Origin of the sequence: Tardiphaga sp. OK246 (assembly GCF_900188215.1) — a bacterium.
Classification (GTDB): Bacteria; Pseudomonadota; Alphaproteobacteria; order Rhizobiales; family Xanthobacteraceae; genus Tardiphaga; species Tardiphaga robiniae.
On sequence record NZ_FZOX01000002.1, the window covers coordinates 963082 to 984238 of the forward strand.

The 21157-nt window shown below is 61.3% G+C and carries 21 protein-coding genes and 1 riboswitch; of the genes, 7 read left to right on the plus strand and 14 right to left on the minus strand.

Translation table 11 applies throughout. From position 1 onward, the window contains the following. Positions 1–67: 67 nt before the first annotated feature. A complete protein-coding gene (locus tag CHC01_RS11945; protein ID WP_089264464.1) occupies positions 68–859 on the minus strand; it encodes a fumarylacetoacetate hydrolase family protein in 792 nt (263 codons plus the stop codon). Between the two features lie 118 nt (positions 860–977). Beyond that, the gene (locus tag CHC01_RS11950) at positions 978–1352 is read right to left on the minus strand and encodes a DUF3597 domain-containing protein (protein WP_089264465.1); all 375 of its coding nucleotides are present in this window, start codon (positions 1350–1352) and stop codon (positions 978–980) included. Positions 1353–1895: 543 nt separating this feature from the next. Here CHC01_RS11950 and CHC01_RS11955 point away from each other — a divergent pair. Next, positions 1896–2708 carry a lytic murein transglycosylase gene (locus CHC01_RS11955; protein WP_089264466.1) on the plus strand — a complete coding sequence of 271 codons (813 nt, stop codon included), beginning with the start codon at positions 1896–1898 and terminating at the stop codon, positions 2706–2708. A 61-nt stretch (positions 2709–2769) separates the two neighbouring features. Here CHC01_RS11955 and CHC01_RS11960 read toward each other — a convergent pair whose 3' ends face one another. Then, positions 2770–3000 (minus strand): hypothetical protein, encoded by a 231-nt coding sequence (locus tag CHC01_RS11960; RefSeq protein ID WP_320444061.1) that lies wholly within the window; start codon positions 2998–3000, stop codon positions 2770–2772. A gap of 775 nt (positions 3001–3775) precedes the next feature. Here CHC01_RS11960 and CHC01_RS11965 point away from each other — a divergent pair. The 3 genes from CHC01_RS11965 to CHC01_RS11975 all read left to right on the plus strand — a co-directional run bounded on the left by CHC01_RS11965 (position 3776) and on the right by CHC01_RS11975 (position 6692). Further along, the gene (locus CHC01_RS11965) at positions 3776–3928 is read left to right on the plus strand and encodes a DUF1127 domain-containing protein (protein ID WP_081421766.1); all 153 of its coding nucleotides are present in this window, start codon (positions 3776–3778) and stop codon (positions 3926–3928) included. A 196-nt stretch (positions 3929–4124) separates the two neighbouring features. Further along, on the plus strand, positions 4125–5558 hold the full coding sequence (gene trmFO, locus CHC01_RS11970) for a methylenetetrahydrofolate--tRNA-(uracil(54)-C(5))-methyltransferase (FADH(2)-oxidizing) TrmFO (protein WP_089264467.1): 1434 nt from the start codon (positions 4125–4127) through the stop codon (positions 5556–5558). 30 nt (positions 5559–5588) lie between these two features. After that, a complete protein-coding gene (locus CHC01_RS11975) occupies positions 5589–6692 on the plus strand; it encodes a serine/threonine protein kinase (RefSeq protein ID WP_089264468.1) in 1104 nt (367 codons plus the stop codon). Here the strand turns inward: CHC01_RS11975 and CHC01_RS11980 are convergent. From CHC01_RS11980 to yajC, 5 genes are read right to left on the minus strand one after another with little or no spacing between them, the layout of a single operon-like run. After that, on the minus strand, positions 6684–7529 hold the full coding sequence (locus CHC01_RS11980; RefSeq protein ID WP_089264469.1) for a phytoene/squalene synthase family protein: 846 nt from the start codon (positions 7527–7529) through the stop codon (positions 6684–6686). The genes CHC01_RS11975 and CHC01_RS11980 overlap by 9 nt on opposite strands. Beyond that, on the minus strand, positions 7526–7909 hold the full coding sequence (locus CHC01_RS11985; RefSeq protein ID WP_089264470.1) for an Mth938-like domain-containing protein: 384 nt from the start codon (positions 7907–7909) through the stop codon (positions 7526–7528). Before CHC01_RS11985 ends, CHC01_RS11980 begins: the two co-directional genes overlap by 4 nt. Position 7910: 1 nt before the next feature. Beyond that, on the minus strand, positions 7911–8912 hold the full coding sequence (gene secF / locus CHC01_RS11990) for a protein translocase subunit SecF (RefSeq protein ID WP_170849718.1): 1002 nt from the start codon (positions 8910–8912) through the stop codon (positions 7911–7913). Between the two features lie 31 nt (positions 8913–8943). Beyond that, on the minus strand, positions 8944–10542 hold the full coding sequence (secD, locus tag CHC01_RS11995; protein WP_089264472.1) for a protein translocase subunit SecD: 1599 nt from the start codon (positions 10540–10542) through the stop codon (positions 8944–8946). A gap of 44 nt (positions 10543–10586) precedes the next feature. Continuing rightward, a complete protein-coding gene (gene yajC, locus CHC01_RS12000; RefSeq protein ID WP_089264473.1) occupies positions 10587–10958 on the minus strand; it encodes a preprotein translocase subunit YajC in 372 nt (123 codons plus the stop codon). Between the two features lie 192 nt (positions 10959–11150). Between yajC and CHC01_RS12005 the strand changes: the two genes are divergently transcribed. Further along, positions 11151–12122 carry an ATP-binding protein gene (locus CHC01_RS12005; protein ID WP_089264474.1) on the plus strand — a complete coding sequence of 324 codons (972 nt, stop codon included), beginning with the start codon at positions 11151–11153 and terminating at the stop codon, positions 12120–12122. A gap of 47 nt (positions 12123–12169) precedes the next feature. On the opposite strand, the gene metE is transcribed toward CHC01_RS12005, so the two are convergent. The 3 genes from metE to CHC01_RS12020 form a co-directional block, all read right to left on the minus strand. Then, on the minus strand, positions 12170–14545 hold the full coding sequence (metE, locus tag CHC01_RS12010) for a 5-methyltetrahydropteroyltriglutamate--homocysteine S-methyltransferase (protein ID WP_089264475.1): 2376 nt from the start codon (positions 14543–14545) through the stop codon (positions 12170–12172). 104 nt (positions 14546–14649) lie between these two features. Continuing rightward, positions 14650–14861: riboswitch (cobalamin riboswitch) on the minus strand. Between the two features lie 168 nt (positions 14862–15029). Beyond that, positions 15030–16433, minus strand: coding sequence for a M23 family metallopeptidase (locus CHC01_RS12015; RefSeq protein ID WP_089264476.1), 1404 nt, complete (start codon positions 16431–16433; stop codon positions 15030–15032). A 107-nt stretch (positions 16434–16540) separates the two neighbouring features. Beyond that, positions 16541–17191 carry a protein-L-isoaspartate(D-aspartate) O-methyltransferase gene (locus CHC01_RS12020; RefSeq protein ID WP_244558313.1) on the minus strand — a complete coding sequence of 217 codons (651 nt, stop codon included), beginning with the start codon at positions 17189–17191 and terminating at the stop codon, positions 16541–16543. A gap of 291 nt (positions 17192–17482) precedes the next feature. Here CHC01_RS12020 and CHC01_RS12025 point away from each other — a divergent pair, with 291 nt between their 5' ends. Further along, a complete protein-coding gene (locus CHC01_RS12025) occupies positions 17483–17860 on the plus strand; it encodes a response regulator (RefSeq protein WP_089264477.1) in 378 nt (125 codons plus the stop codon). A gap of 27 nt (positions 17861–17887) precedes the next feature. Here CHC01_RS12025 and surE read toward each other — a convergent pair whose 3' ends face one another. After that, positions 17888–18655, minus strand: a complete 768-nt coding sequence (gene surE / locus CHC01_RS12030) for a 5'/3'-nucleotidase SurE (RefSeq protein WP_089264478.1) — start codon at positions 18653–18655, stop codon at positions 17888–17890. Here surE and CHC01_RS12035 point away from each other — a divergent pair. Then, positions 18648–19415, plus strand: a complete 768-nt coding sequence (locus tag CHC01_RS12035; RefSeq protein ID WP_141137092.1) for a hypothetical protein — start codon at positions 18648–18650, stop codon at positions 19413–19415. The genes surE and CHC01_RS12035 overlap by 8 nt on opposite strands. A gap of 20 nt (positions 19416–19435) precedes the next feature. Here the strand turns inward: CHC01_RS12035 and serS are convergent, their stop codons facing one another. Together serS and CHC01_RS12045 are read right to left on the minus strand one after the other, a co-directional pair. After that, positions 19436–20740, minus strand: a complete 1305-nt coding sequence (gene serS, locus CHC01_RS12040; RefSeq protein ID WP_089264480.1) for a serine--tRNA ligase — start codon at positions 20738–20740, stop codon at positions 19436–19438. 78 nt (positions 20741–20818) lie between these two features. After that, positions 20819–21109: a hypothetical protein gene (locus CHC01_RS12045; protein WP_089264720.1), complete on the minus strand. Its 291-nt coding sequence runs from the start codon at positions 21107–21109 to the stop codon at positions 20819–20821. Positions 21110–21157: the final 48 nt, after the last annotated feature.

A 21157-nucleotide genomic window follows, 5' to 3' on the forward strand; every position in this document is an offset into this window, starting at 1 on the left:
GGGTCTGCGCTTTAGTCGGCTCTGCCGACTTGCGCGCATCCCGGAATGACAAGTGTGTGGCAAAACCTCAAACGACCTTGATCGACATGTCCGGCAAGCCCTGGATCTTGCAAAGCAGCACGTCGCCTTTCACGACCGGGCCGACATTCTCCGGTGTGCCGGAATAGATGATGTCGCCAGCCTTCAGCTCGAAGGCGTCCGAGAGTTTCGATATCTGCTCGGCGACGCTCCAGATCATCTTGTCGAGGTCGGAGGTCTGTTTCACCGTGCCATTCACCGCAAGCGAGATCGGACCCTTGGTCATGTGGCCGGTCTTGCTGACCGGATGGATCGGGCCGATGACTGCGGCGTGGTCAAAACTCTTGCCGATCTCCCATGGCTTCTTCTCGTCGCCCATGGCGCGCTGCAGATCGCGGCGCGTCATGTCGAGTCCGACAGCATAGCCGTAGACATGGTCGAGCGCCTTATCGACGGGGATATTGGTGCCGCCGGATTTCAGCGCGGCGACGAGTTCGACCTCGTAATGATAGTTCTTGGTGAGCGACGGATACGGGTGATCGGCGACCTCGCCGATCTTGACGTTCTGGATCGCATCGGTCGGCTTCTGGAAGAAGAACGGCGGTTCGCGCGTCGGGTCCGATCCCATCTCGCGGGAATGCGCTGCGTAATTGCGGCCGATGCAATAGATGCGGCGCACCGGAAACACGTCGGTCTCGCCGACGATGGGAATCGTCACCGTCGCGACCGAGAATATGCCCTTGGGACCGGACTGCGCCTGAGCGGCCTCGCCCGCCAATGCGCTGCCAGCCAGGGCAACGGCACCGGTGGTCAGAATCGTTCTGCGGTTGATGGGGTCCATGGCGCTTCTCCTCGTATGTTTTGTCTTGTTTTCTGGTCTTGTATTTATGCGTGCTGGTATACCACAGCAAAAAGGCCCGCGCGAGCGCGGGCCTTTAACTCCGTCCCAAATGGGAAGTTTAGTGCTTGATGTCGGCCGGCAGCTTGCCGCCATTGGCAGCGAGCTTGGTCATCATCTGCTTGTGCAGCCAGATGTTCATGCTGGCGGAATCGCTGGTGTCACCGGTGTAGCCGAGCTCCTTGGCGAGATCCTTGCGGGCCGACAGGCTGGAGTCGATGTCGAGCGCCTTCATCAGGTCGACGATCGAGGTCTTCCATTCCAGCTTCTCGCCCTTGGCCGCCACGGCCTTGTCGAGGATCGCAGCAACGTCAACACTGTCCATCGGCGCGGCGCCTGCGGGAGCCGAACCGCCGGCGGCCGGCGCGGCATCAGGGGATGCTGCACTGGCGCTGGTGCCGAAAATCGCGCCCATGATCTTTCCGAAAATGCTCATATGTCGCTCCCAATAGCTTTCGTGACAGATTGAAGAATTCGTGCCGTGTTTGGTTCCGGCAGCACCAGCCGGTTCATACTTGTATCCGCCCACCACTCGCTTGCCAATGCGACGCGATAGACTGCGGGGAAGAGTCGTTCCAAGCCGACTGCCCAAACCAACCGTCCAAGCCAGTTGGCAAAGTCATCGACAGACCGTTTGACGTCGGTAGCAAGGTCCGACTGAATTGAGGCAAAAGCCCGGCCGCTGCATTGCAGCGCTGTGAATGTCGGACGACATTTTCACCGAAGCGTGAGCCACGGCGCTAGGTGCTGAGCACGCCGCAAGGCTGGCAGCTCATCATCGTCAATGGCGCAGCGACGAGTAACGTGGACCCGATAGTCTGATCTCGCCCAATGACGGCCTCTCGCAGAATTGTGCGAGAGGCCGTCATGCTGTTCTGATATCACTGCGCAAGCCTTGTTTTGGCCGTGGTTCACCGGAAGGCTTATCGCGCAATATCGTCGCGACATTATTTCACGATCGAATGAGAGCCTTGAGACCATGCGCGCCCTGCTTTGTACGTTCCTGCTTGGTACAGTCCTGATCTCGCCGCTAGCGCCGGCCGTTGCTGCGCCGTCCTGCGGCACCGGCAGTTTCGATGGTTGGCTCGCCGCCTTCAAGACGGAAGCCGTCGGCAAGGGCATTTCGCAGAAGACCGTCGATACGGCACTGACCGGCGTCACCCTCGACAACAGCGTATTGTCGCGCGATCGCGGCCAGCAGGTCTTCAAACAAAGCTTCGAGGAATTTTCCGGGCGCATGGTGCCACCAAGGCTGCGTCGCGGCAGCGAAATGCTGAAGCGTTACGGCTCGGTACTCGGGCGCATTGAACAGCAATATGGGGTGCCCGGTCCGGTGCTGGTGGCGATCTGGGGATTGGAGACCGACTATGGCGTGAACGTCGGTAAATTCCCGACCATCCGTGCCATCGCGTCGCTCGCATATGATTGTCGACGCGCCGAGATGTTTCGCGGTGAATTGCTCGATGCCCTGCGCATCGTCGACCGCGGCGACCTCGCGCCTGCCGAGATGCATGGCGCCTGGGCCGGCGAAATCGGCCAGACGCAATTCATGCCATCGTCCTACCTGAAATTCGCTGTCGACTTCGACGGCAATGGCCATCGCGACCTGCTGCGCAGCGCGCCCGACGTGCTGGCCTCAACGGCAAACTACCTCGCCAGCTATGGCTGGAAACGCGATCAGGATTTTGCGCCCGGCACCGCAAACTTCGCGGTCATCCAGCAGTGGAACAAGAGCGAGGTCTATTCAAAGACCATCGCCACTTTCGCCAGTCAGCTCGCCAAAGAACCATAAGCTCGCATGGGATGATGGAAGGGCCGTCCGCTCCTCAGCAAGCGGCCCCTCCCGTGATCTCTTACTTCGTCATGCCGACATGCATGGCCCTGGTCAGATGGACCGCACACACGCCCATCTTGTTGTCGAGCAACGCGGTCTGCGCATCCGTCATTTCCTTGAACGCAACCCACTTCGCATCGCCGTCCGGCATCGCTTCGACGGCGGTTTCGGTTTTCAGCAGGTTGCTGCCGCTGCAGCCTTCCATACGTGCAGCCGAAGCCGGCACCGTAGCGAACACAACAGCAGCCATGGCGGCCGCTCCCAGTAATCTTGTGATCATCTTGTTTGTCCTTCGCAACAGAACCGACGCCATTGCCGGATTCTGTAGAAGGAATTGATACGTCCCGCTGCGATCCAGGAAATAACAGCCGCAGTGAATTGAATGTGAGCCGGTTGTGATCGCCACCAAGAACACTCAACTTTTTGGCGCTTCAGACATCACGAGCAACAAACTTACACAAATGTAATTCGCGCGCGTTTACTGACGTCGCAGCATCGGCCTTTTGATGTGCCTCGGGAGGCCAACAGCGACCGCGTTTCGCGCAGGACATCGAGTTGCATATGTATTTGCCTTCACGCATGCAGTTTAGAGAAAAGTCGCCCCGCAAGCCTCACGTAAGGATGATTTACTGTTCATTCCTAATACTCGTATGCGAATCACGCATAGCGACGCCAGACAGGAACTTACGAGGAACCGCCGAGTGCGCTGGCTGATTGAGGTCAGAAAGGCTTCATCGCGCCGGTTCAGCCGGCGGCATCCGGCTGAGCTTTGGAACACCTCCAAACGCATGATTTAACTGACTAATTAACAGCTATGATCATCTCTAAAGGTGCCTCAATACGCACTGTGCCCGCAAAATCACCTCCCAGCGCCAAGAGGTTAATCATTCCTTGCGCGAGCTATGCAGTCCTTGACTAGCTGCATCGCAACATCTCGACTGCTGCACTGCGATATTGTCACCTATATTCACTTCAACAGCGAAGCACCTCGCAAGAGATGAATCGCTTAACGAAGGAGAACTCAAATGCTGCTTTCATTCATCCGCATGATCCAGGCGTTCCGCGACTATCAGCGCAACGTTGCCGAACTCTCCCAGCTCAGCGATCGCGAGCTTTCCGACATCGGTCTCGACCGTTCGGACATTCCGCGTGTTGCTTCTGGCGCCTATAACGGCTGATCCGTCAGGTCTATCTGTCCTGCCTGACGTTTCACGGATTGCGCCCGCCTCGCGCGGGCGCAATCGTGGTTCCCTGAAGACACCGTCTTCGGAGCCAGACACCTTCGAACCAAAGCGGCTTCAAAGCTTTGGCTAACCGGCCGAATTTCCGCGAAGCGAATTCCACTTCGCGCCGAAACGCGCTACATGCGGGGCCATGACAACAGCCCCAAACCCAGACGACTGCGTCCATGTGATCGGCGCGGGCCTCGCTGGCTCGGAAGCCGCTTGGCAAGTCGCCAATGCCGGCATTCCCGTAATCTTGCACGAGATGCGGCCGCACCAGATGACCGACGCCCATCGCACCGATGGCCTCGCCGAGCTGGTCTGCTCCAATTCCTTCCGTTCTGACGATGCGCTCAACAACGCTGTCGGCCTGCTGCACGCCGAGATGCGCAAGCTGGGCTCGCTGATCATGCGCTGCGCCGATGCCAACCAGGTGCCCGCCGGTGGCGCACTGGCAGTGGATCGCGACGGCTTCTCCGATGCCGTGACCAAGGCGCTGAACGACCACCCGCTCATCACCATCGACCGCGCCGAAGTCGCCGGCCTGCCGCCTTCCGACTGGCGCAATGTCATCGTCGCGACAGGGCCATTGACCTCCGCAGCGCTCGCAGACGGCATTCGTGGGCTGACCGACGAGAACGCGCTGGCCTTCTTCGATGCCATCGCACCGATCGTTCATAAAGACTCGATCGACATGGAGATCGCCTGGTTCCAGTCGCGCTACGACAAGGTCGGGCCCGGCGGCACCGGCGCCGACTACATCAACTGCCCGATGACCCACGAGCAGTATGACGCCTTCATCGATGCGCTGCTGGCGGGCGAAAAGACCGACTTCAAGGAATGGGAAACCAACACGCCGTATTTCGACGGCTGCCTGCCCATCGAAGTGATGGCCGAGCGCGGCCGCGAGACGCTGCGTCACGGCCCGATGAAGCCTGTCGGCCTCACCAACCCCAGGGATCCGCTGGTGAAGCCCTATGCCATCGTGCAACTGCGCCAGGACAACAAGCTCGGCACGCTCTACAACATCGTCGGTTTCCAGACGAAGCTGAAATACGGCCCGCAGCAGCAGGCGCTGCGCATGATCCCCGGCCTGCAGAATGCTGAATTCGCACGGCTTGGCGGCCTGCATCGCAACACCTTCCTGAATTCGCCAAAGCTGCTCGACGAGCAACTCCGCCTGAAGGCGCAACCGCGGCTGCGTTTCGCCGGCCAGATGACCGGCTGCGAAGGCTATGTGGAGTCCGCCAGCGTCGGCCTGATTGCCGGCCTCTACGCGGCGGCCGATGCCAAGCGCCAGTCGCTGGCGCCCCCGCCCGTGACGACAGCGCTGGGCTCGTTGCTCGGCCACATCACCGGCGGCCATATCGAAACCGTCGACGCAGGCCCGCGCTCTTTCCAGCCGATGAACATCAATTTCGGCCTGTTCCCGCCGCTGGCTCAGGCGCCTACCAAGAAGCCCGACGGCTCGCGGCTGCGCGGCAATGAGAAGACCGTTGCCAAGAAGCAGGCGATGAGCGTGCGGGCGCTGGCCGACATGGATGACTGGATTGCCGCCAGCCTGCCCGTTGCAGCCGCGGCATGACGCCGGCGATTTGAATTTCAGGATTGTTCGATGAGTTTGCCGCCACAGGACGCCGCTGCGCTGTCCAAGACCTGGACCGAAGGCGTGTTGCTGAAACGCGACGTGTTCTCGACCGTCGAGCGCGGCCGCTATCGCACGTCATCGGGCGAAGTCGATGCGGTGCTGCGGCGGCTCGATCAGGTGCCGTGGTGGTCATATCTGCTGGCGCTGCATCTGTTCACGCGAGAACGCCGCGCACTGACGCTGGCGCGCGATCTGCGCGTCGGGCCTGAATTGCTCTGGGCCGGCGACCGCGCGCTGGTGCGCGGCTTCATCGACGGCGTCGCACTGCATCTCGCCAAGCCGCATCACGATGCGCGCTATTTCAAATCCGCGAAGCTGGCGCTGCGCAAGCTGCATCGCATGGGCGTGTGCCATAACGATCTCGCCAAGGAACAGAACTGGCTGCGCGGCAGCGATGGCCTCGCCTACGTCACCGACTTCCAGCTCGCGGTCTGTTTCAAGTCTCGCAGCCAGCTGTTTCGTATCGCCGCCTATGAAGATCTGCGTCACCTCCTGAAGCACAAGCGCACTTACGCGCCAGAACTGCTAACGCCGAAGGAAAAGGCGATCCTGTCGAAGAAGTCGCTGCCAGCGCGGATCTGGCTGATGACCGGCAAGAAGGTCTATCGCGCCATCACCCGCGGCATCTTCAACTTCACCGACCGCGAGGGCGGCGGCAAGCGTCTGGTCAACGACGCCCCCCCTCTGCTCGAGATCATCAAACAGAACCCGGCGGTGCGCGACGCGTCGATCGTCGCCTTTGCCGACCGGCGCACCGGCGTCGGGCTCTATGCATTCGTGGAAGCCGATGACGTCGCGCTGGAAACGAAGCTGCAGGGTGAGTTAGCCGCCGCCAAGGGCGCGAAGCCGCCGGAGCATCTGCAGGTCGTCGCAGCCCTGCCCCGCGACGCCTCAGGCCGCATTCGCACCGAGGTACTGCAGCTCGTCGCGATGAACCAAGTCGATCTGCTGGAGCCGCTGATGACCAGCGACGCCGACCGCGCATTCCTGAAGGGCATTCTGGAGTCGCGGAAGAACCTGCGCGACCGTTTCAACTTCGAGACGACAGACCAGAAGCTGACGTCACACTGAGCGCGAGGCGCGCCAGAGCGTCCACAGGGTCCGCAGCCGCGATCTGACATGGAGCTCGAACGGATCGTGATCCGCTCGGGCCATTTGCGCCAGATCGTGCTTCACCAGCGCCATGGGCAGGAACGCCGCGCGCGCCGCCGGCGACACATCGGCGAGCATTCCCTGCGCTGTCGCGAGCTGCTCCTGCGCGCCTGATATCAGCCGATCCAGCGTTGTACGGATGCCCGGTGTCATCTTGCCGGCAAAGATCTGATCGGCGCTGCTGCCGTTCTGCAGGAGCATGTCCCGCGGAATGAACAACTGCCGCCGCATCGTGTCATAGGGCAGACGCGTAATGATCCACGCGACGCCTTGGGCCAGCCCGGCATGCTCGGCGACATGAGCGCTGGCCTCAGACCCGTCGCCAAGGATCTTGGCCGATGAGAACAACAGTGTCCCGAGCGTGTCGCGAAAGTGGCTCTCGAGCAGCGCGAGATCCGGCATCGGGTCGTTGTAGAGATCGAAGATGTGCACATCGATCAGCTTGGACAGCCTGTCGACGGAAAGATCGTGCGCGCGGATCGCCAGAAGTAATTCGGCAGCAACGGGGTTCTGTTCGACATCGCCATGACCTGCGCCGGCCAGCATATCGGTCCACCATTGCAACCGGATCTCGCCAGGCAATGGCTGTTTCACGAGCTCGCGGACGCGGGTAATTTCCGTATTGAACGCATAGAGCGCCAGCAGCGAACGGCGCTTGTCGGCAGGCACGAATAAGGTCGCCGCGTAGCGGTCAAAGTCGTGGCTGCGCACCAACTCCGCGCAGAAAGCCGCGGAGCTCTGATCAGCACCACTCATGGCACCGCGATCAGCGCAGCGGCAACGCGGCGGCGCTCGCCCAACATGACATTATAGGTGCGGATCGCCGGGCCGGTTTGCATCGCGTCGATCACCACGTGAAGATTGCGCAAGGCGTTGCGAAGATCGTTCGGGACGATCCAGACCTCGTTGCCGGTGCCGATGATCAGCGTGTCGATGCCTGCCGCGCCTTCGAACACGCGTCGCAGCGAATGGCGGTCAATGTCACTAGCCTTGGTGACCGACCACGCCCACACCGCATCGGGCAGGCACAGCAGCGAGCCCTGATGCGACATGGTGTCAAAGTGGAAGCCGCCCTTGCCGTAAGCTTCGATGGCGGCCGAGCGCGGAAGGTGCGGCGCTTCGGGATCGACCGGCATCTCAGGGCTTCGGCTTCGCGGCTGGCTTGTCGGCGTCTTCGCGGTGTTCGCCGACGCCGAGATAGATCAGCAGCGGCGCCGCGATGAAGATCGAGGTGTAGGTGCCGACCAGCACGACGCCGAAGATCATGACCGCCGTGAAGGAGTGGATCGCCTGGCCGCCAAACGCGTAGAGCGCCAGCAGCGCCAGCGTCACGGTGACGTGGGTGATGATTGAACGCGACAGCGTCGAATTGATCGACTCGTTCAGCAGCTCCGGCATCGGCATCTTCTTGTAGCGACGCAGAATCTCGCGAATACGATCGTAGATGACCACGGTGTCATTCAGCGAATAACCGAGAATGGTCAGCAGCGCCGCAATACTGGTGAGATCGAAGTCGACCTGCGTGATCGACATGAAGCCGATCGTCAGCACGATATCGTGGACGTTGGCGATCATGGCGCCCAAGGCGAACTGCCATTCGAAGCGGAACCAGAGATAGATCAGGATGCCCATGATCGCGACGATCAGGCCGAGCATGCCGTAAGCCAGCAATTCGCCGGAGACGCGCGGACCCACCACTTCGACGCGGCGATATTCGACGCTGTCACCGAGGGCTGCACGAACCTTCTGAACGGCGGCCTGCTGCGCGGCATCGCCACCCGGCTGTTCGGCGAGACGGATCAGCACGTCGGCCGCGCCGCCGAACTGCTGCAGCTGCACGTCGCCGAGTTGCAGGGCGGCGAGCGTCGAGCGCATCGCGCTGATATCGGCCGTACCGGATTTGGCCTGGACTTCGAGCAGCGTGCCACCCTTGAAGTCGATGCCGAAATTCAGTCCGTGCGTGAAGAACAGCACGATGGCGAGGATCGACAGCAGCGCCGAGATCGGGAACGAGATGCGGCGGAAGCGCGTGAAATCGAACTTCGTATCGTCGGGGACGATGCGGAGCGACGGCAACAGATCGAAGATCGCCACGATCGACAGAATGACGATCAGCGCGCCCAGACCTGCCAGAACCATTTGTGTCGTTGTCAAAATCTGCTCCGTAAACTCAAATCGGCACGCTGGTCGGCCGCTTCCACCTGACCCAGCCGGCGACGATCAGACGGGTCACGGTGAAGGCCGTGAAAACCGTTGTGATGATGCCAATGCCAAAGGTCACGGCGAAGCCGCGGACCGGTCCGGTGCCGATGTAAAACAGCACCGCAGCGGCGATGAAGGTCGTAATGTTGGAATCCAGAATGGTCGCCAGCGCGCGCTTGAAGCCGGCATCGATCGCCGAAATGGCGGTGCGGCCGGCGCGCAATTCCTCGCGGATGCGCTCATAGATCAGCACGTTGGAGTCCACGGCGATGCCGACCGTCAGCACGATGCCGGCGATGCCGGGCAGTGTCAGCGTGGCGTTGAGCAGCGACAGAATACCGAAAATCATCAGAACGTTGATGGTCACCGCGATGTTGGCGAACAGGCCGAACAGGCGGTAGGTCAGCAGCATGAAGACGATGACGAGGATCGACCCGACATAGGCCGCAAGCTCACCCTTGGCGATCGAGTCGGCGCCAAGGCCGGGGCCAACGGTACGCTCCTCGATGATGCTGAGCGGCGCAGGCAGCGCGCCGGCACGCAGCAGGATCGCGAGATCATTGGCGCCCTGCACCGTAAAGCTGCCGGAGATCTGGCCAGAGCCGCCGGTGATCGGCTCGCGAATGACCGGGGCGGAGACCACTTCGTTATCGAGCACAATGGCGAAGGGCAGATTGACGTTCTTCACCGTGGCATCGGCGAACTTGCGGGCGCCGGACGTGTTGAAGCGGAAGGAGACGATCGGCTCGTTGGTGCGCTGATCGAAGCCCGGCTGCGCATCGGTCAGGTCAGCGCCCGAGACCAGCACTTCCTTCTTCACGAGATACGGCGTCTTCGGAGATTGCGAGCTCATCAGGAGTTCGGAGTCCGGCGGCACCCTGCCTTGCGCCTGCTCGGCCGGGAGCGAGGTGTCGACCATGCGGAAGTCGAGCTTCGCCGTCTTGCCCAGCAATTCCTTGAGACGGGTCGGATCCTGCAGACCCGGCACCTGCACCAGGATGCGGTCGAGACCCTGACGCTGGATCAGCGGTTCGACGGTGCCAAGTTCGTTGACGCGGCGCTCGACGATCTGAATCGACTGTTCGACCGACTGGCGGATGCGGTCATTGATCGCTGCCGGCGGCACCGAGAGACGGATCACGCCGTTGCCCGCGTCCGACACTTCCAGGCTGCGCTGGCCGCTTTGCCCCATCAAGCCGCCGAGCGGCTGTGACAGTTCACGCAGCTTGGTGAGCGCAGTCTGATACTCGGTGTCCTTGGTGATACGGACTTCGACATTGTCGCCGCGAACGCCAAGGCCGGTATAGACGATCTTGGCATCACGCAGTGTGCGGCGGACGTCGTCGCGCACCTGATCGAGCTTGTCCTTCTTGACCGAATTGGCATCGACTTCGAGCAGGATGTGCGAGCCACCTTGCAAGTCGAGGCCCAGCACCAGATGGCGCTGCGCCCATTTCGGCCAGGTTTTCACGGTGGCTTCGGGGAAGAAATTCGGAACCGCGCACAGGCAGACCACGAGCGCCGTCAGAATGACCGCCAGCGCCTTCCACCGCGTGAAATACAACATCGAAATGATCCGTCAGATTCTTGAAATGGCGACGCGCAAACGCGTCAGCTCGCGGCCGTGTCGTCCTTGGCATCAGCCTTGTCCGCCTTCTCCTTGGCGGGCTCACCCTTGGTGCGCACGCCTGAGATCATCGTGCGGAGCTGACGTACGCGAACGCCTTCAGCGAGTTCGAACTCGACCTGCTCGTCATCGACCACCTTGGTGACCTTGCCGACGAGACCGCCCGAGGTGACGATGGTGTCGCCACGACGGATGTTCTTCACCATCTCGGCGTGGTCCTTCACCTTCTTCTGCTGCGGACGCAGAATCAGGAAATACATGATCACGAAGATCAGCGCGAAAGGCAGCAGCGACATCAGCATGCTGTTGGTGTCGCCGCCGGCTGCAGCCTGGGCAAACGCAGGGGTAATGAACATCGGAAGTCCTCGTGAACGCTGGGGAATAACCGGCGACGCGTCGGCGTTCGGCCGGTTTGGGTAAATTCGCGCGGACTATAGCGGCCGGCGTCCCAATTGCAACGCCGGTAAACCCTCTGATTTGTCTGCGATTTGTACCGCTTGCGGATGTGTTCCGGGCTCGATATGGGTGCGCGCCGAGGAAAGTCAAAAATGTCAAAAAAGCCCAATAAAACAAGCCGCCGCCCTGCCAAAAAGGCTCCCGCGACCCGCCCGACGAAGACCGCGGCAAAACGTCCGCGACCAGCCGCCGCTCCCCCGATGGAGGAGCGGATCGCGCTCGCCCTCGAAGCAATTGCCGCGGGTATGGCTGCCACGGCGCCGAAGCGCTCCAATGCCGATTCTCTGGCCAGCGCCGAGGCCTTCATCTGGCATCCCGACGGCCGCCTGGCTCCCGTACCGAAGGTCAGCCGGGTCGATATTGGCCTGCTGCAGGGCATCAATCAGCAGGTCGACACCCTGATCGAGAACACCCGGCGTTTCGCCAACGGCCTGCCGGCCAACAACGCGCTGCTCTGGGGCGCGCGCGGCATGGGCAAGTCATCACTCGTCAAGGCCGCGCATGCCTCGGTCAATGCCAGCAAGTCCGTCGCCGGCCGCCTCAAGCTGGTCGAGATCCATCGCGAGGACATCGAGAGCCTGCCGGCGCTGATGGAACAGATCCGCGCCTCGGATTTCTATTTCATCGTGTTCTGCGATGATCTGTCTTTCGACGGCAACGATGCGTCCTACAAGTCGCTTAAGGCTGTACTCGAAGGCGGCATCGAAGGCCGGCCGGACAACGTGATCCTCTATGCGACCTCGAACCGCCGCCATCTTCTGGCGCGCGAGATGATCGAGAACGAACGCTCGACCGCGATCAATCCCGGCGAAGCCGTCGAGGAGAAGGTGTCGCTGTCGGATCGTTTCGGCCTCTGGCTCGGCTTCCACAAATGCAGCCAGGACGAATATCTCGACATGGTGCGCGGCTATTGCAGCCACTATGGCCTCAAGACCGACGCCGCCGAGCTGGAGCGAGACGCATTGGAATGGTCGACCACCCGTGGCTCGCGCTCAGGTCGCGTGGCCTGGCAATTCGTACAGGAACTCGCAGGACGCCTGGGCGTGAAGCTGGCCACAAAGTAAAGGCAAGTGCCGCCCCGTCATGACAACGGGGCGGCATTCGACTCGCCCTAGGCGAGGCTTCGCAACTCACGTGCCGCCGCGACCATATTCACGAGCGCAGGCCGCACCTCCTCCCATTTGCGGGTCTTCAGCCCGCAATCGGGATTGATCCAGAGCTGGGAGTCCGCCAGCCGCTGCCGTGCAAGCTTGAGCAGATCGACCATATCGCGCGTTTCAGGCACCCGCGGCGAGTGGATGTCATAGACCCCGGGACCTATCTCGTTCGGGTACTTGTAGGTCCTGAACGCATCGAGCAGTTCCATCTTCGAACGTGACGTTTCGATGGAGATCACATCGGCATCCATGGCACCGATCGCATCGATGATGTCGTTGAACTCCGAGTAGCACATATGCGTATGGATCTGCGTGTCATCCCGCACGCCTGACGAACAGATGCGGAAGCTCTCCACGGCCCAATCGAGATAGGACTTCCATTCCGATTTGCGCAGCGGAAGCCCTTCGCGGAGTGCCGCTTCGTCGATCTGGATCATACCGGCGCCAGCCTTTTCCAGATCGGCCACCTCATCGCGTATCGCGAGCGCGATCTGGCGACACGCGACTTCGCGGGGAATGTCGTCACGCACGAACGACCAGTTCAGGATCGTGACAGGCCCTGTCAGCATGGCCTTCATCGGACGTTCGGTGAGCGACTGTGAGTACTGCCACCATTCGACGGTCATCGGATGCGGCCGGGACACGTCGCCGAACAGCACAGGTGGCCGCACGCAGCGGGAGCCATAGGATTGCACCCAGCCATGCTTGGTGAAGGCGAAGCCGGAAAGTTGCTCACCAAAATACTGCACCATGTCGTTGCGCTCGAACTCGCCATGCACCAGCACGTCGAGGCCGATATTCTCCTGCCAGCGCACCGCCCTCGCCGTCTGGTTCTGCAGGAACGTCTTGTAGGCAGCATCGCTGAGCGTGCCCCTGACATGGGCCCCGCGAGCGTTTCTCACTTCCGCGGTCTGCGGAAACGAGCCGATGGTCGTTGTCGGAAATGCCGGCAGTTTGAAGCGTCGGTGCTGTTCGGCAGCGCGCGTGGCAAAGTCACTGCCCCGACGACGCATGGTCGCGTCAACAGAGGCGACGCGTTTGGCGACCGCAAGATCGTGGATCTTCGACGACGCCAGTCGCGCAGCCGCCGCGGCATCCGACGCGGCAAGCGTTGCAGCGACATCAGCGCGGCTGCCAGCCAGCGCTGCTCCAAGTGCGGCCAGCTCTTCCATCTTCTGGATCGAAAAAGCCAGCCAGCTTTTGACGTCCGGATCGAGATCAGTCTCAAGGCTGAGATCGATCGGCACATGTAGCAGCGAACACGACGGCGCGAGCTCAACGCGATCCCTCCCCAAGAGATCGACCATGGGTTCCAGACTATCGAGCAGACTGGACAGATCGGATCGCCAGATATTGCGGCCATCGATCACGCCCAGCGAGAGGATCATGTCCTTCCGCGCCTTCGCAGCGACTTCATCGAACTGGTCCTGCGCGCGGACCAGATCGAGATGAAGCCCGGCGACGGGAAGCGACAGGGCCAAATCGAGGTTGTCGCCCAGCTCACCAAAATACGTGTTCAGCATGATCCTGAGTTGCGGAACCGCTTCGGCAAAAGCCGCATATGTCTTTTGCAGCGCCTGCCGGGCCGGCGCGTCGAGATCGAGCACCAGACATGGCTCATCCAGTTGCACCCACTCGGCGCCGCTATCGGCTAGTTCCCCGAGCACCTCGACGTAAACAGGCAGCAATCTGTCGAGCAGTGTCACCGGATCGAATGACGCATCCGCGCTCTTGGCCAGTTTCAGATAGGTCACAGGCCCGACTAGCACGGGTCGTGTCTGATAACCCAGCGATCTCGCCTCCTCGTACTCCTTGATCGGCTTGCGCGATGCGAGACTGAAGGTCTGATCCTGCGCCAGTTCAGGCACCATGAAGTGGTAGTTGGTATCAAACCACTTGGTCATCTCCTGTGCTGGTGCGCCTTGCGACGTGTCACGCGCATGAGAGCCGTGTGTACAGGCCTCGTCATGCGCGGCGCCTTGTGATCCACGTGCCATGGCAAAATAGGTCGCGAAGGAAACGTCTCCTCCCTTCCAGCCATAGACTTTGGGAATGGCGCCTACCATGACGCTGGTATCGAGTACCTGATCGTAGAATGAGAAGTCGTTCGACGGCATGACCGTGATCCCGAGCGACTTCTGACGCGCCCAATTTGCGGCACGCAGCCCGACGCCGACATCGATCAGCGCATTCTCGTCGATTGCACCGGACCAATAGCTTTCCAGCGCCATCTTGAGCTCACGCCGCGGACCGATCCGTGGCGTGCCCAATGCAGCAACAGGAAGTGAAGTAGCTGATTTTGAAGAAGTAGACTTTGACACAGTAGACATGGCTTAACCCCAATGATTGGGGGCAAAAGGCCAAAGTGACACGTCTGGATTCCACGACGGCAGTCGCGGAATCGCAACCGCACCACCGGGACACCCCGCCCGAGGACGTTTATGTTGTCGAGGCAGGTCTCCTGGCTCGCGGGTCAATGCTGCTGTCCGGCCTTCCCAAAACCTTTGCAGGTCTCAGTGACTTTAATGGACAGCGGCTCACCGCTTACAGTTGCGGGGGCAGCTCCGGCCTTGGCTTAACGCCTCACCGGCTTCCCTCTTAGCTTCGGGCAAACCTTCCCGAAGAACCACGACATGTTCACATATGGGCAACATCGCGCGGCAGTCAACCGAGCTTGCGTGCGCAAGCTGCCCACTCGCAGCAGCGCGTTGAAGATTTCGGAGCTGGAGTGGGCCGCAGCCCCGAGATCAAACGCAGCAAGCCCGGCACGAGGCCGGGCTTGCTTAAATGCGAACTACACTTCGTGGATTGCGCTTACGCCCCGTTGAGGAACTGCAGCGGATCGACCGGCGACGAGCCCTTGCGGATTTCGAAGTGAAGCTGCGGCGAAGTAACCTCACCGGACTGGCCGGACTTGCCGATCACCTGACCGCGCTTGATGGTCTCGCCACGCTTCACCATCAGCTCACTCGCATGGGCATATGCGGTGACGTAGCCGTTGGAGTGACGAACGAGGACCAGATTGCCGTAGCCCTTCAGCTCGTTGCCAGAATAGGCAACGACGCCATCTTCGGCAGCCTTGATCGGCGTGCCTTCCGGCACGGCGACGTTGATGCCGTCGTTGGACTTGCCATTGGTCTTGGCGCCGTAGCCTGTGACCACGCGGCCGCGCACCGGCCAACGGAACGTCGGCAAAGCGCCGGTTGCGTCAGCGGCTTTAGTCGGCGATTCCGGCGCGATTTCCTCAGGCGTCGTCGTGGCACTTGCCAGACGGGCCTTCTGTGCGGGTTCGGCAGAAGCAACACGGGCCACGGCAGCGGACGTGACCGCGCCAGCCGGAGCAGCCGTCACGGCTGCGACGGGCGCAGCGAGCGGCGCGGCTGCAGGAGCTGCATTGGCCGTACGCGCGCCGGGTACCGTGATCTTGGAGCCGAGCTTCAACTGGGCAGTCGGCGCCAGACCATTGGCGCGCGCGAGTTCGGCCACCGGCACGTTGTTCCGGCGCGAGATGCTCATCAGTGTATCGCCGCGATTGACGAAATGCGTGGTCGACGCGCCGACGGCAGGTTTGCTCGGAGCAGCGGCAACGGCCGGAGTTGCCGCGGCGCCCTGGCGCGGAATGATCAGCGACTGGCCGGGCGACAGCGCGCGCGGCCCCTTGTAGCCATTGGCCTGCAGGATCGCAGCCGACGAGACGTTGTAGCGCTTCGCCAGACCATCGAGCGTATCGCTGGTGCCGACGATGATCGAGGTGCCGCCATCACGGGCAAGGCCGTTGGTCGCTGCAACCGAGCGCGGCGCCGTGGAGCCGGTGGTTTCGATCGGCGCGCGTGCGGGCGGCGGCGTATACATACCGTTGCCGCCCCCGCTGACGGGAGCAGCCGACGCAACCGGACGAGCTGTCGGATAGGACTGCGGCGCCGAGATCGGCGGCGGCAAAGCCTGGGATTGATACTGCGGCTGCGGATTATAGGCCGGGCGCTGATATTGTGGCAGTTCCTGGCGCTCGACCGGCGCGCGCGGTGCGCGCTGCGGTACCGAGCCGGTGGTTTCGCCTTGCCAGCCAAAGCCACGGGACTGACCTGAGTCAAAATTTGGATTCTGAGATAGCCGTGTCTGCATGTCGGCGCTGCAGCCGGCAAAACCGATAGACATCAGCGCCAGCACCGCGACCTGCGGAGCGCGGCGCGAGTAAAGCAACTCGACAACGCTGGACATTGGTTACTCACTCATACGCAACAAACAACTGAATTGAGTAAACACCGTCTCCGTTACCAAGCCTTTAACCTTGCGACCAACACGTGACAGCCGTTCACGAACTTTTTTCAGAGTTCGCGCGCGATGCCCGGAAGTGCAGGCACGAAACGTACATCCACGAGCTCCTTTCGCTCCAATCCATCCCCGGTTTTGCGGATCCGGACCAGGGTCTGGACACCATTATGAGGACCAACCGGCGCAAGCAGAATACCCCCCTCCTCAAGCCGATCGGTCAGCGCCACCGGCACCTCCTCCACTGCGGCGGTCACGACGATCCGGTCAAACGATCCCAAATTGGCAGCCGGATTGAGGCCATCGCCGAGCATGACCTCGATATTGTGGAGACCGAGTGCCTCCAGCCGGGTCCGGGCGGCATCGGCCAGCGTGCGATAACGCTCAATGCTGAGCACGTCGCGGACAAGCTTTGACAGGATCGCGGCCTGGTAGCCCGATCCCGTGCCGACCTCCAGCACACGGTGACCAGCATTCAATTGCAGCTGTTCGGTCATATAGGCCACCACGAAGGGCTGGCTGATGGTCTGACCGCAGGCAATGGCCAAGGCCGTATCGCGCCAGGCGTGGGCGCGATCGTTCGGCTCGACGAAGCGATCACGCGGAATATCCTCCATTGCGCGCAGCACCAGCCGATCGCTGATCCCACGGCGCCGCAGACCAAGCTGAAAGGTCATCTGTTCAGGCGGCTGTCCGACGGTAATCATGGAAATGCCTCACGCAGCACAGGTTAGAAACACTCTCGATCTAGCAAAGATAGATTGATGTATTTCTGCGATCGGAACCGGGATAGCCTAACGACAACTTTTATTGTTCCGCACGCGGAACCAGCAACATACCAGCCTGTTATGGGCGGGGCGCTGAAATCCTGATCTTGCTCTATCTGGTACCGAACACGCGACTGCGTCTTTGGGTCACGAAAATGGCAATGCGTCGAGATTGCGTTCAACCCGGGAATTTGCGATTTTGTTCAGAGGATTGGGGCAAGGAAACCGGCCATGACTGCAACGAACCCGCCGGGCGGCTCCGTCTTCCTGGTCGAAGACGAGGTCATGATCCGCATGATGGTCGCCGATATGCTCGAGGAACTCGGCTACAGCGTGGCCGCCGAAGCCGGTGACATCAACGAAGCGATCAAACTGGCTGGTACTGCCAAATTCGACATTGCGATCCTCGACGTCAACGTCAACGGCAAGGTGATTTCGCCGGTCGCCGAGGTGATCGCATCGCGCAACCGCCCGTTCATCTTCGCGACTGGTTACGGCGCGCAAGGCCTGCCGGAAGAATTTCGCGACCGCCCGACGCTGCAGAAGCCGTTCCAGATGGAAACGCTGGCGCAGGTGCTGTCGACGACGCTCAAGGGCGTCGCGGTCTAGGCGAGCACCCTCGCCTATCTCGAAATCTCAGCCGAGCGCCTTGGTCAGCGCTTCGGAGAATACATCATCCGTGCGATCGAGACGCAGCGGCGTGACGGAGACATAGCGCGCGGCAAGCGCTGCGAGATCGGTACCCTCCAGCGGGGCTTCCGCGGCGACGATGCGCTCGAAACCGATCCAGAAATACGGATTGTTGCGGCCATCCCGCCGCTCATCGACGCGCAGAAAGCCCTGATTGCGCTTGCCCTGACGGGTGACGACGACACCTTTCACCTCGTCGGCCGCGCAGGCCGGGAAGTTGACGTTGATGACGGTGTTCTTCGGCACGCTCGCCTTGATGACCTTGCGCAGCACGTCAGGTCCGAATTTCAGTGCGGTCTCCCATTGCGGATTGTGACGCGTTTCCATCGAGAATTCCTGGCTCAACGCCACCGACGGAATGCCGAGAATGGTGCCCTCGAGCGCACCGGCGATGGTACCGGAATAGACCACGTCCTCGGCAACGTTGCGGCCCTTGTTGACGCCGGACAATACGAGATCGGGCTGCTTGTCTTTCAGAATATGACGCGCGCCCATAATGACACAGTCGGTCGGCGTGCCGCGCACGGCATAGTGCCGCGGGCCGACTTCGCGCAGTCGCAACGGATCGTTCAGCGACAATGAATGCGACACACCGGACTGATCGAGCTCGGGCGCCACCACCCAGACATCATCGGACAATTCCTTGGCGATCTGCTCGATGATCTTCAGGCCGGGGGCGTGAATGCCGTCGTCATTGGTGCAGAGAATGCGCATTCGTGAGGTGCCTTTTCGATCGGGAGGGCCGCTGGCCGGCACCGGTTTTTGCCAGCATGTGCCCGCTTTTGCCACCCCCATTTTGGGCGCTGCTCGTGCGCTGCCGAGGGCTGTCTCGAAGGCGATTTTTCCCGCGAGCCGGAACATTTCGGCGTCGCCGCGATTTCCTATCCAGGTAGGTGAGTGCCAATTGCGTCTGAAGCATGCGCGCTCGACCCGGATGGCCTTGGTCGCAGCGCCCCACAGGGCGACGGAGATGGCGAAACAGCTCGAACGGGTGTTGATCATCGGATTGCCGGCGATCGTGGTTGTCGCCCTGACGGGGTGGCTGCTGCTTCCCAGATTGGCCGAGACCAAGCCCGATCTCACCCTCAATACGGCGGTGATGGCAACTATGCCCGACGAGTTGAGTGAGGAGGACTTTGCCAAACCCACGTCTTCACAACTCGTCAGCGTCCCCGACGCCGCGGAGCTCAACCGTCTCAGCCTCTCCCGCCAATCGTTTCGCCGCGGCGGCCTCGGTTCCAGGGCGCTGATGACTTTCACCGTCCGCAACGCCAACGACTATCCGGTCAAGGACCTCGAAATCGCCTGTGCCTTCCGCAGCCGGGATGGACGCTATGTGACGGAGCGTCGCCGCGTCATCGCGGAGACTGTCAGCACGAAAAGCCGCAAGGCGTTTCCGATGACGCATATGGGCTTTGTCAACATAAAAGCCGAGAAAGCCAAATGCGCGCTGGTGACCGCCAGCCGCGCGTGAGCAGCTGGCCGCGACGACGCCTAGCCGGCCTGAACTACCTTGAGGCCGCCCATATAAGGCTGCAGCACATCCGGCACGGCAATCGAGCCGTCTTCCTGCTGATAGTTTTCCATCACGGCGATCAGCGCGCGGCCGACAGCTGTGCCCGAGCCGTTCAACGTATGGACAAAGCGCGGCTTGCCATCCGGCCCGCGCGAGCGCGCATCCATGCGCCGCGCCTGGAAATCGCCGCAGACCGAACAGGACGAAATCTCGCGGTAAGCACCGCCCTCGCCCTGGCCCGGCATCCAGACCTCGATGTCGTAGGTCTTCTGCGCAGCAAAACCCATGTCGCCAGTACACAGCGTCATCACGCGGTAATGCAGGCCAAGCCGGCGCAGCACTTCCTCGGCGCAGGACAGCATGCGCTCATGCTCGTTCTTGCTCTCCTCGGGTGTGGTGATCGAGACCAGTTCAACTTTGGTGAATTGATGCTGGCGGATCATGCCGCGCGTATCACGGCCGGCAGCACCAGCCTCGGCACGGAAGCACGGTGTCAGCGCCGTCATGCGTAGCGGCAGTTCTTTTTCGTCGAGGATGGATTCACGGACGAGGTTGGTGAGCGGGACTTCAGCGGTCGGGATCAGCCAGTAACCTTGCCCTTCACTACCGATCGCTCCAGCAGCGAACTGATCGTCGCGAAACTTCGGCAACTGCGCGGTGCCAAACATCGCATCATCGCGCACTAAGAGCGGTGGATTCACTTCTGTATAGCCGTGCTCATTCGTATGCAGATCGAGCATGAACTGCCCGATGGCACGCTCCAGCCGTGCAAGGCCTTTCTTGAGCACGACGAAGCGTGCGCCCGAGAGTTTGGCCGCGGCCTCGAAATCCATGAAGCCCATGGCTTCGCCGATATCGTAATGAGCTTTCGGCGTGAACGCGTAGTTGCGCCTGGCGCCAAAGTGATGACGCTCAACATTGCCGTGTTCGTCGACCCCCTCAGGCACTTCGTCGAGTGGCAGATTCGGGATTTCGGCAAGCGCGACCTTGAGCTTATCCTCGGCGTCCTTCACCGCGGCTTCCATCGCCGGCATCGTCGTCTTGAGTTCGGTGACCTCAGCCATCAGCGCATTGGCGCGCACCTCGTCCTTGGTCTTCTTGGCCTCGCCGATTTCCTTCGAGGCTGCATTGCGCCGGGCTTGCGCCTGCTCGGACGCAACGATCGCGGTCCGGCGCGCTTCATCGATCGCCAGCAGCGATACCGACAGCGGCGCCAGTCCCCGCCGCTTCAGCGCAGCGTCGAAAGCTTCGGGATTGTCGCGGATCGATTTAATGTCGTGCATGACGGGATTCCTGAGCGAAAGCGGCTCTGAGTACCCCGAATAGCCGACATTTGGAACATGAAATGGGCCAGCGGCCCGTTAATGCATGCGCTGGAGAGCCGCCAATATACCGATGCCAACCGCGACGATGCCGCCAAGACGTAACGTCATCTGCAGTGAAGATTTCTCGATGGCGGCCTGCAAATCATTCCGTGTGGCAAGCAATCTAGACTCCAGGTCCAACTTCACTCCAAGCAAGTCAGATTTCGTCACTAGCTCGGTCATGATGAAATCCCGTGCCGCTTCGGCGTGTGCCTCGGCCTGCTTATCCGCGATCCCCGCTTCGCGGAGACGCTTCGAATAGCCGAGTGTATCAAATGCAAAGGCCACAATCACCTCCCCAGCACAAGACCAAACACAACCCAAAGTAGATTGCCG

Excerpts from the sequence above, each read along its gene's own strand:
- CHC01_RS11945 (WP_089264464.1), bottom strand. The coding sequence starts at position 859 with ATGGACCCCATCAACCGCAGAACGATTCTGACCACCGGTGCCGTTGCC.
- CHC01_RS11950 (WP_089264465.1), bottom strand. The coding sequence starts at position 1,352 with ATGAGCATTTTCGGAAAGATCATGGGCGCGATTTTCGGCACCAGCGCC.
- CHC01_RS11955 (WP_089264466.1), top strand. The coding sequence starts at position 1,896 with ATGCGCGCCCTGCTTTGTACGTTCCTGCTTGGTACAGTCCTGATCTCG.
- CHC01_RS11960 (WP_320444061.1), bottom strand. The coding sequence starts at position 3,000 with ATGGCTGCTGTTGTGTTCGCTACGGTGCCGGCTTCGGCTGCACGTATG.
- CHC01_RS11965 (WP_081421766.1), top strand. The coding sequence starts at position 3,776 with ATGCTGCTTTCATTCATCCGCATGATCCAGGCGTTCCGCGACTATCAG.
- trmFO (WP_089264467.1), top strand. The coding sequence starts at position 4,125 with ATGACAACAGCCCCAAACCCAGACGACTGCGTCCATGTGATCGGCGCG.
- CHC01_RS11975 (WP_089264468.1), top strand. The coding sequence starts at position 5,589 with ATGAGTTTGCCGCCACAGGACGCCGCTGCGCTGTCCAAGACCTGGACC.
- CHC01_RS11980 (WP_089264469.1), bottom strand. The coding sequence starts at position 7,529 with ATGAGTGGTGCTGATCAGAGCTCCGCGGCTTTCTGCGCGGAGTTGGTG.
- CHC01_RS11985 (WP_089264470.1), bottom strand. The coding sequence starts at position 7,909 with ATGCCGGTCGATCCCGAAGCGCCGCACCTTCCGCGCTCGGCCGCCATC.
- secF (WP_170849718.1), bottom strand. The coding sequence starts at position 8,912 with ATGGTTCTGGCAGGTCTGGGCGCGCTGATCGTCATTCTGTCGATCGTG.
- secD (WP_089264472.1), bottom strand. The coding sequence starts at position 10,542 with ATGTTGTATTTCACGCGGTGGAAGGCGCTGGCGGTCATTCTGACGGCG.
- yajC (WP_089264473.1), bottom strand. The coding sequence starts at position 10,958 with ATGTTCATTACCCCTGCGTTTGCCCAGGCTGCAGCCGGCGGCGACACC.
- CHC01_RS12005 (WP_089264474.1), top strand. The coding sequence starts at position 11,151 with ATGTCAAAAAAGCCCAATAAAACAAGCCGCCGCCCTGCCAAAAAGGCT.
- metE (WP_089264475.1), bottom strand. The coding sequence starts at position 14,545 with ATGTCTACTGTGTCAAAGTCTACTTCTTCAAAATCAGCTACTTCACTT.
- CHC01_RS12015 (WP_089264476.1), bottom strand. The coding sequence starts at position 16,433 with ATGTCCAGCGTTGTCGAGTTGCTTTACTCGCGCCGCGCTCCGCAGGTC.
- CHC01_RS12020 (WP_244558313.1), bottom strand. The coding sequence starts at position 17,191 with ATGATTACCGTCGGACAGCCGCCTGAACAGATGACCTTTCAGCTTGGT.
- CHC01_RS12025 (WP_089264477.1), top strand. The coding sequence starts at position 17,483 with ATGACTGCAACGAACCCGCCGGGCGGCTCCGTCTTCCTGGTCGAAGAC.
- CHC01_RS12035 (WP_141137092.1), top strand. The coding sequence starts at position 18,648 with ATGCGCATTCGTGAGGTGCCTTTTCGATCGGGAGGGCCGCTGGCCGGC.
- surE (WP_089264478.1), bottom strand. The coding sequence starts at position 18,655 with ATGCGCATTCTCTGCACCAATGACGACGGCATTCACGCCCCCGGCCTG.
- serS (WP_089264480.1), bottom strand. The coding sequence starts at position 20,740 with ATGCACGACATTAAATCGATCCGCGACAATCCCGAAGCTTTCGACGCT.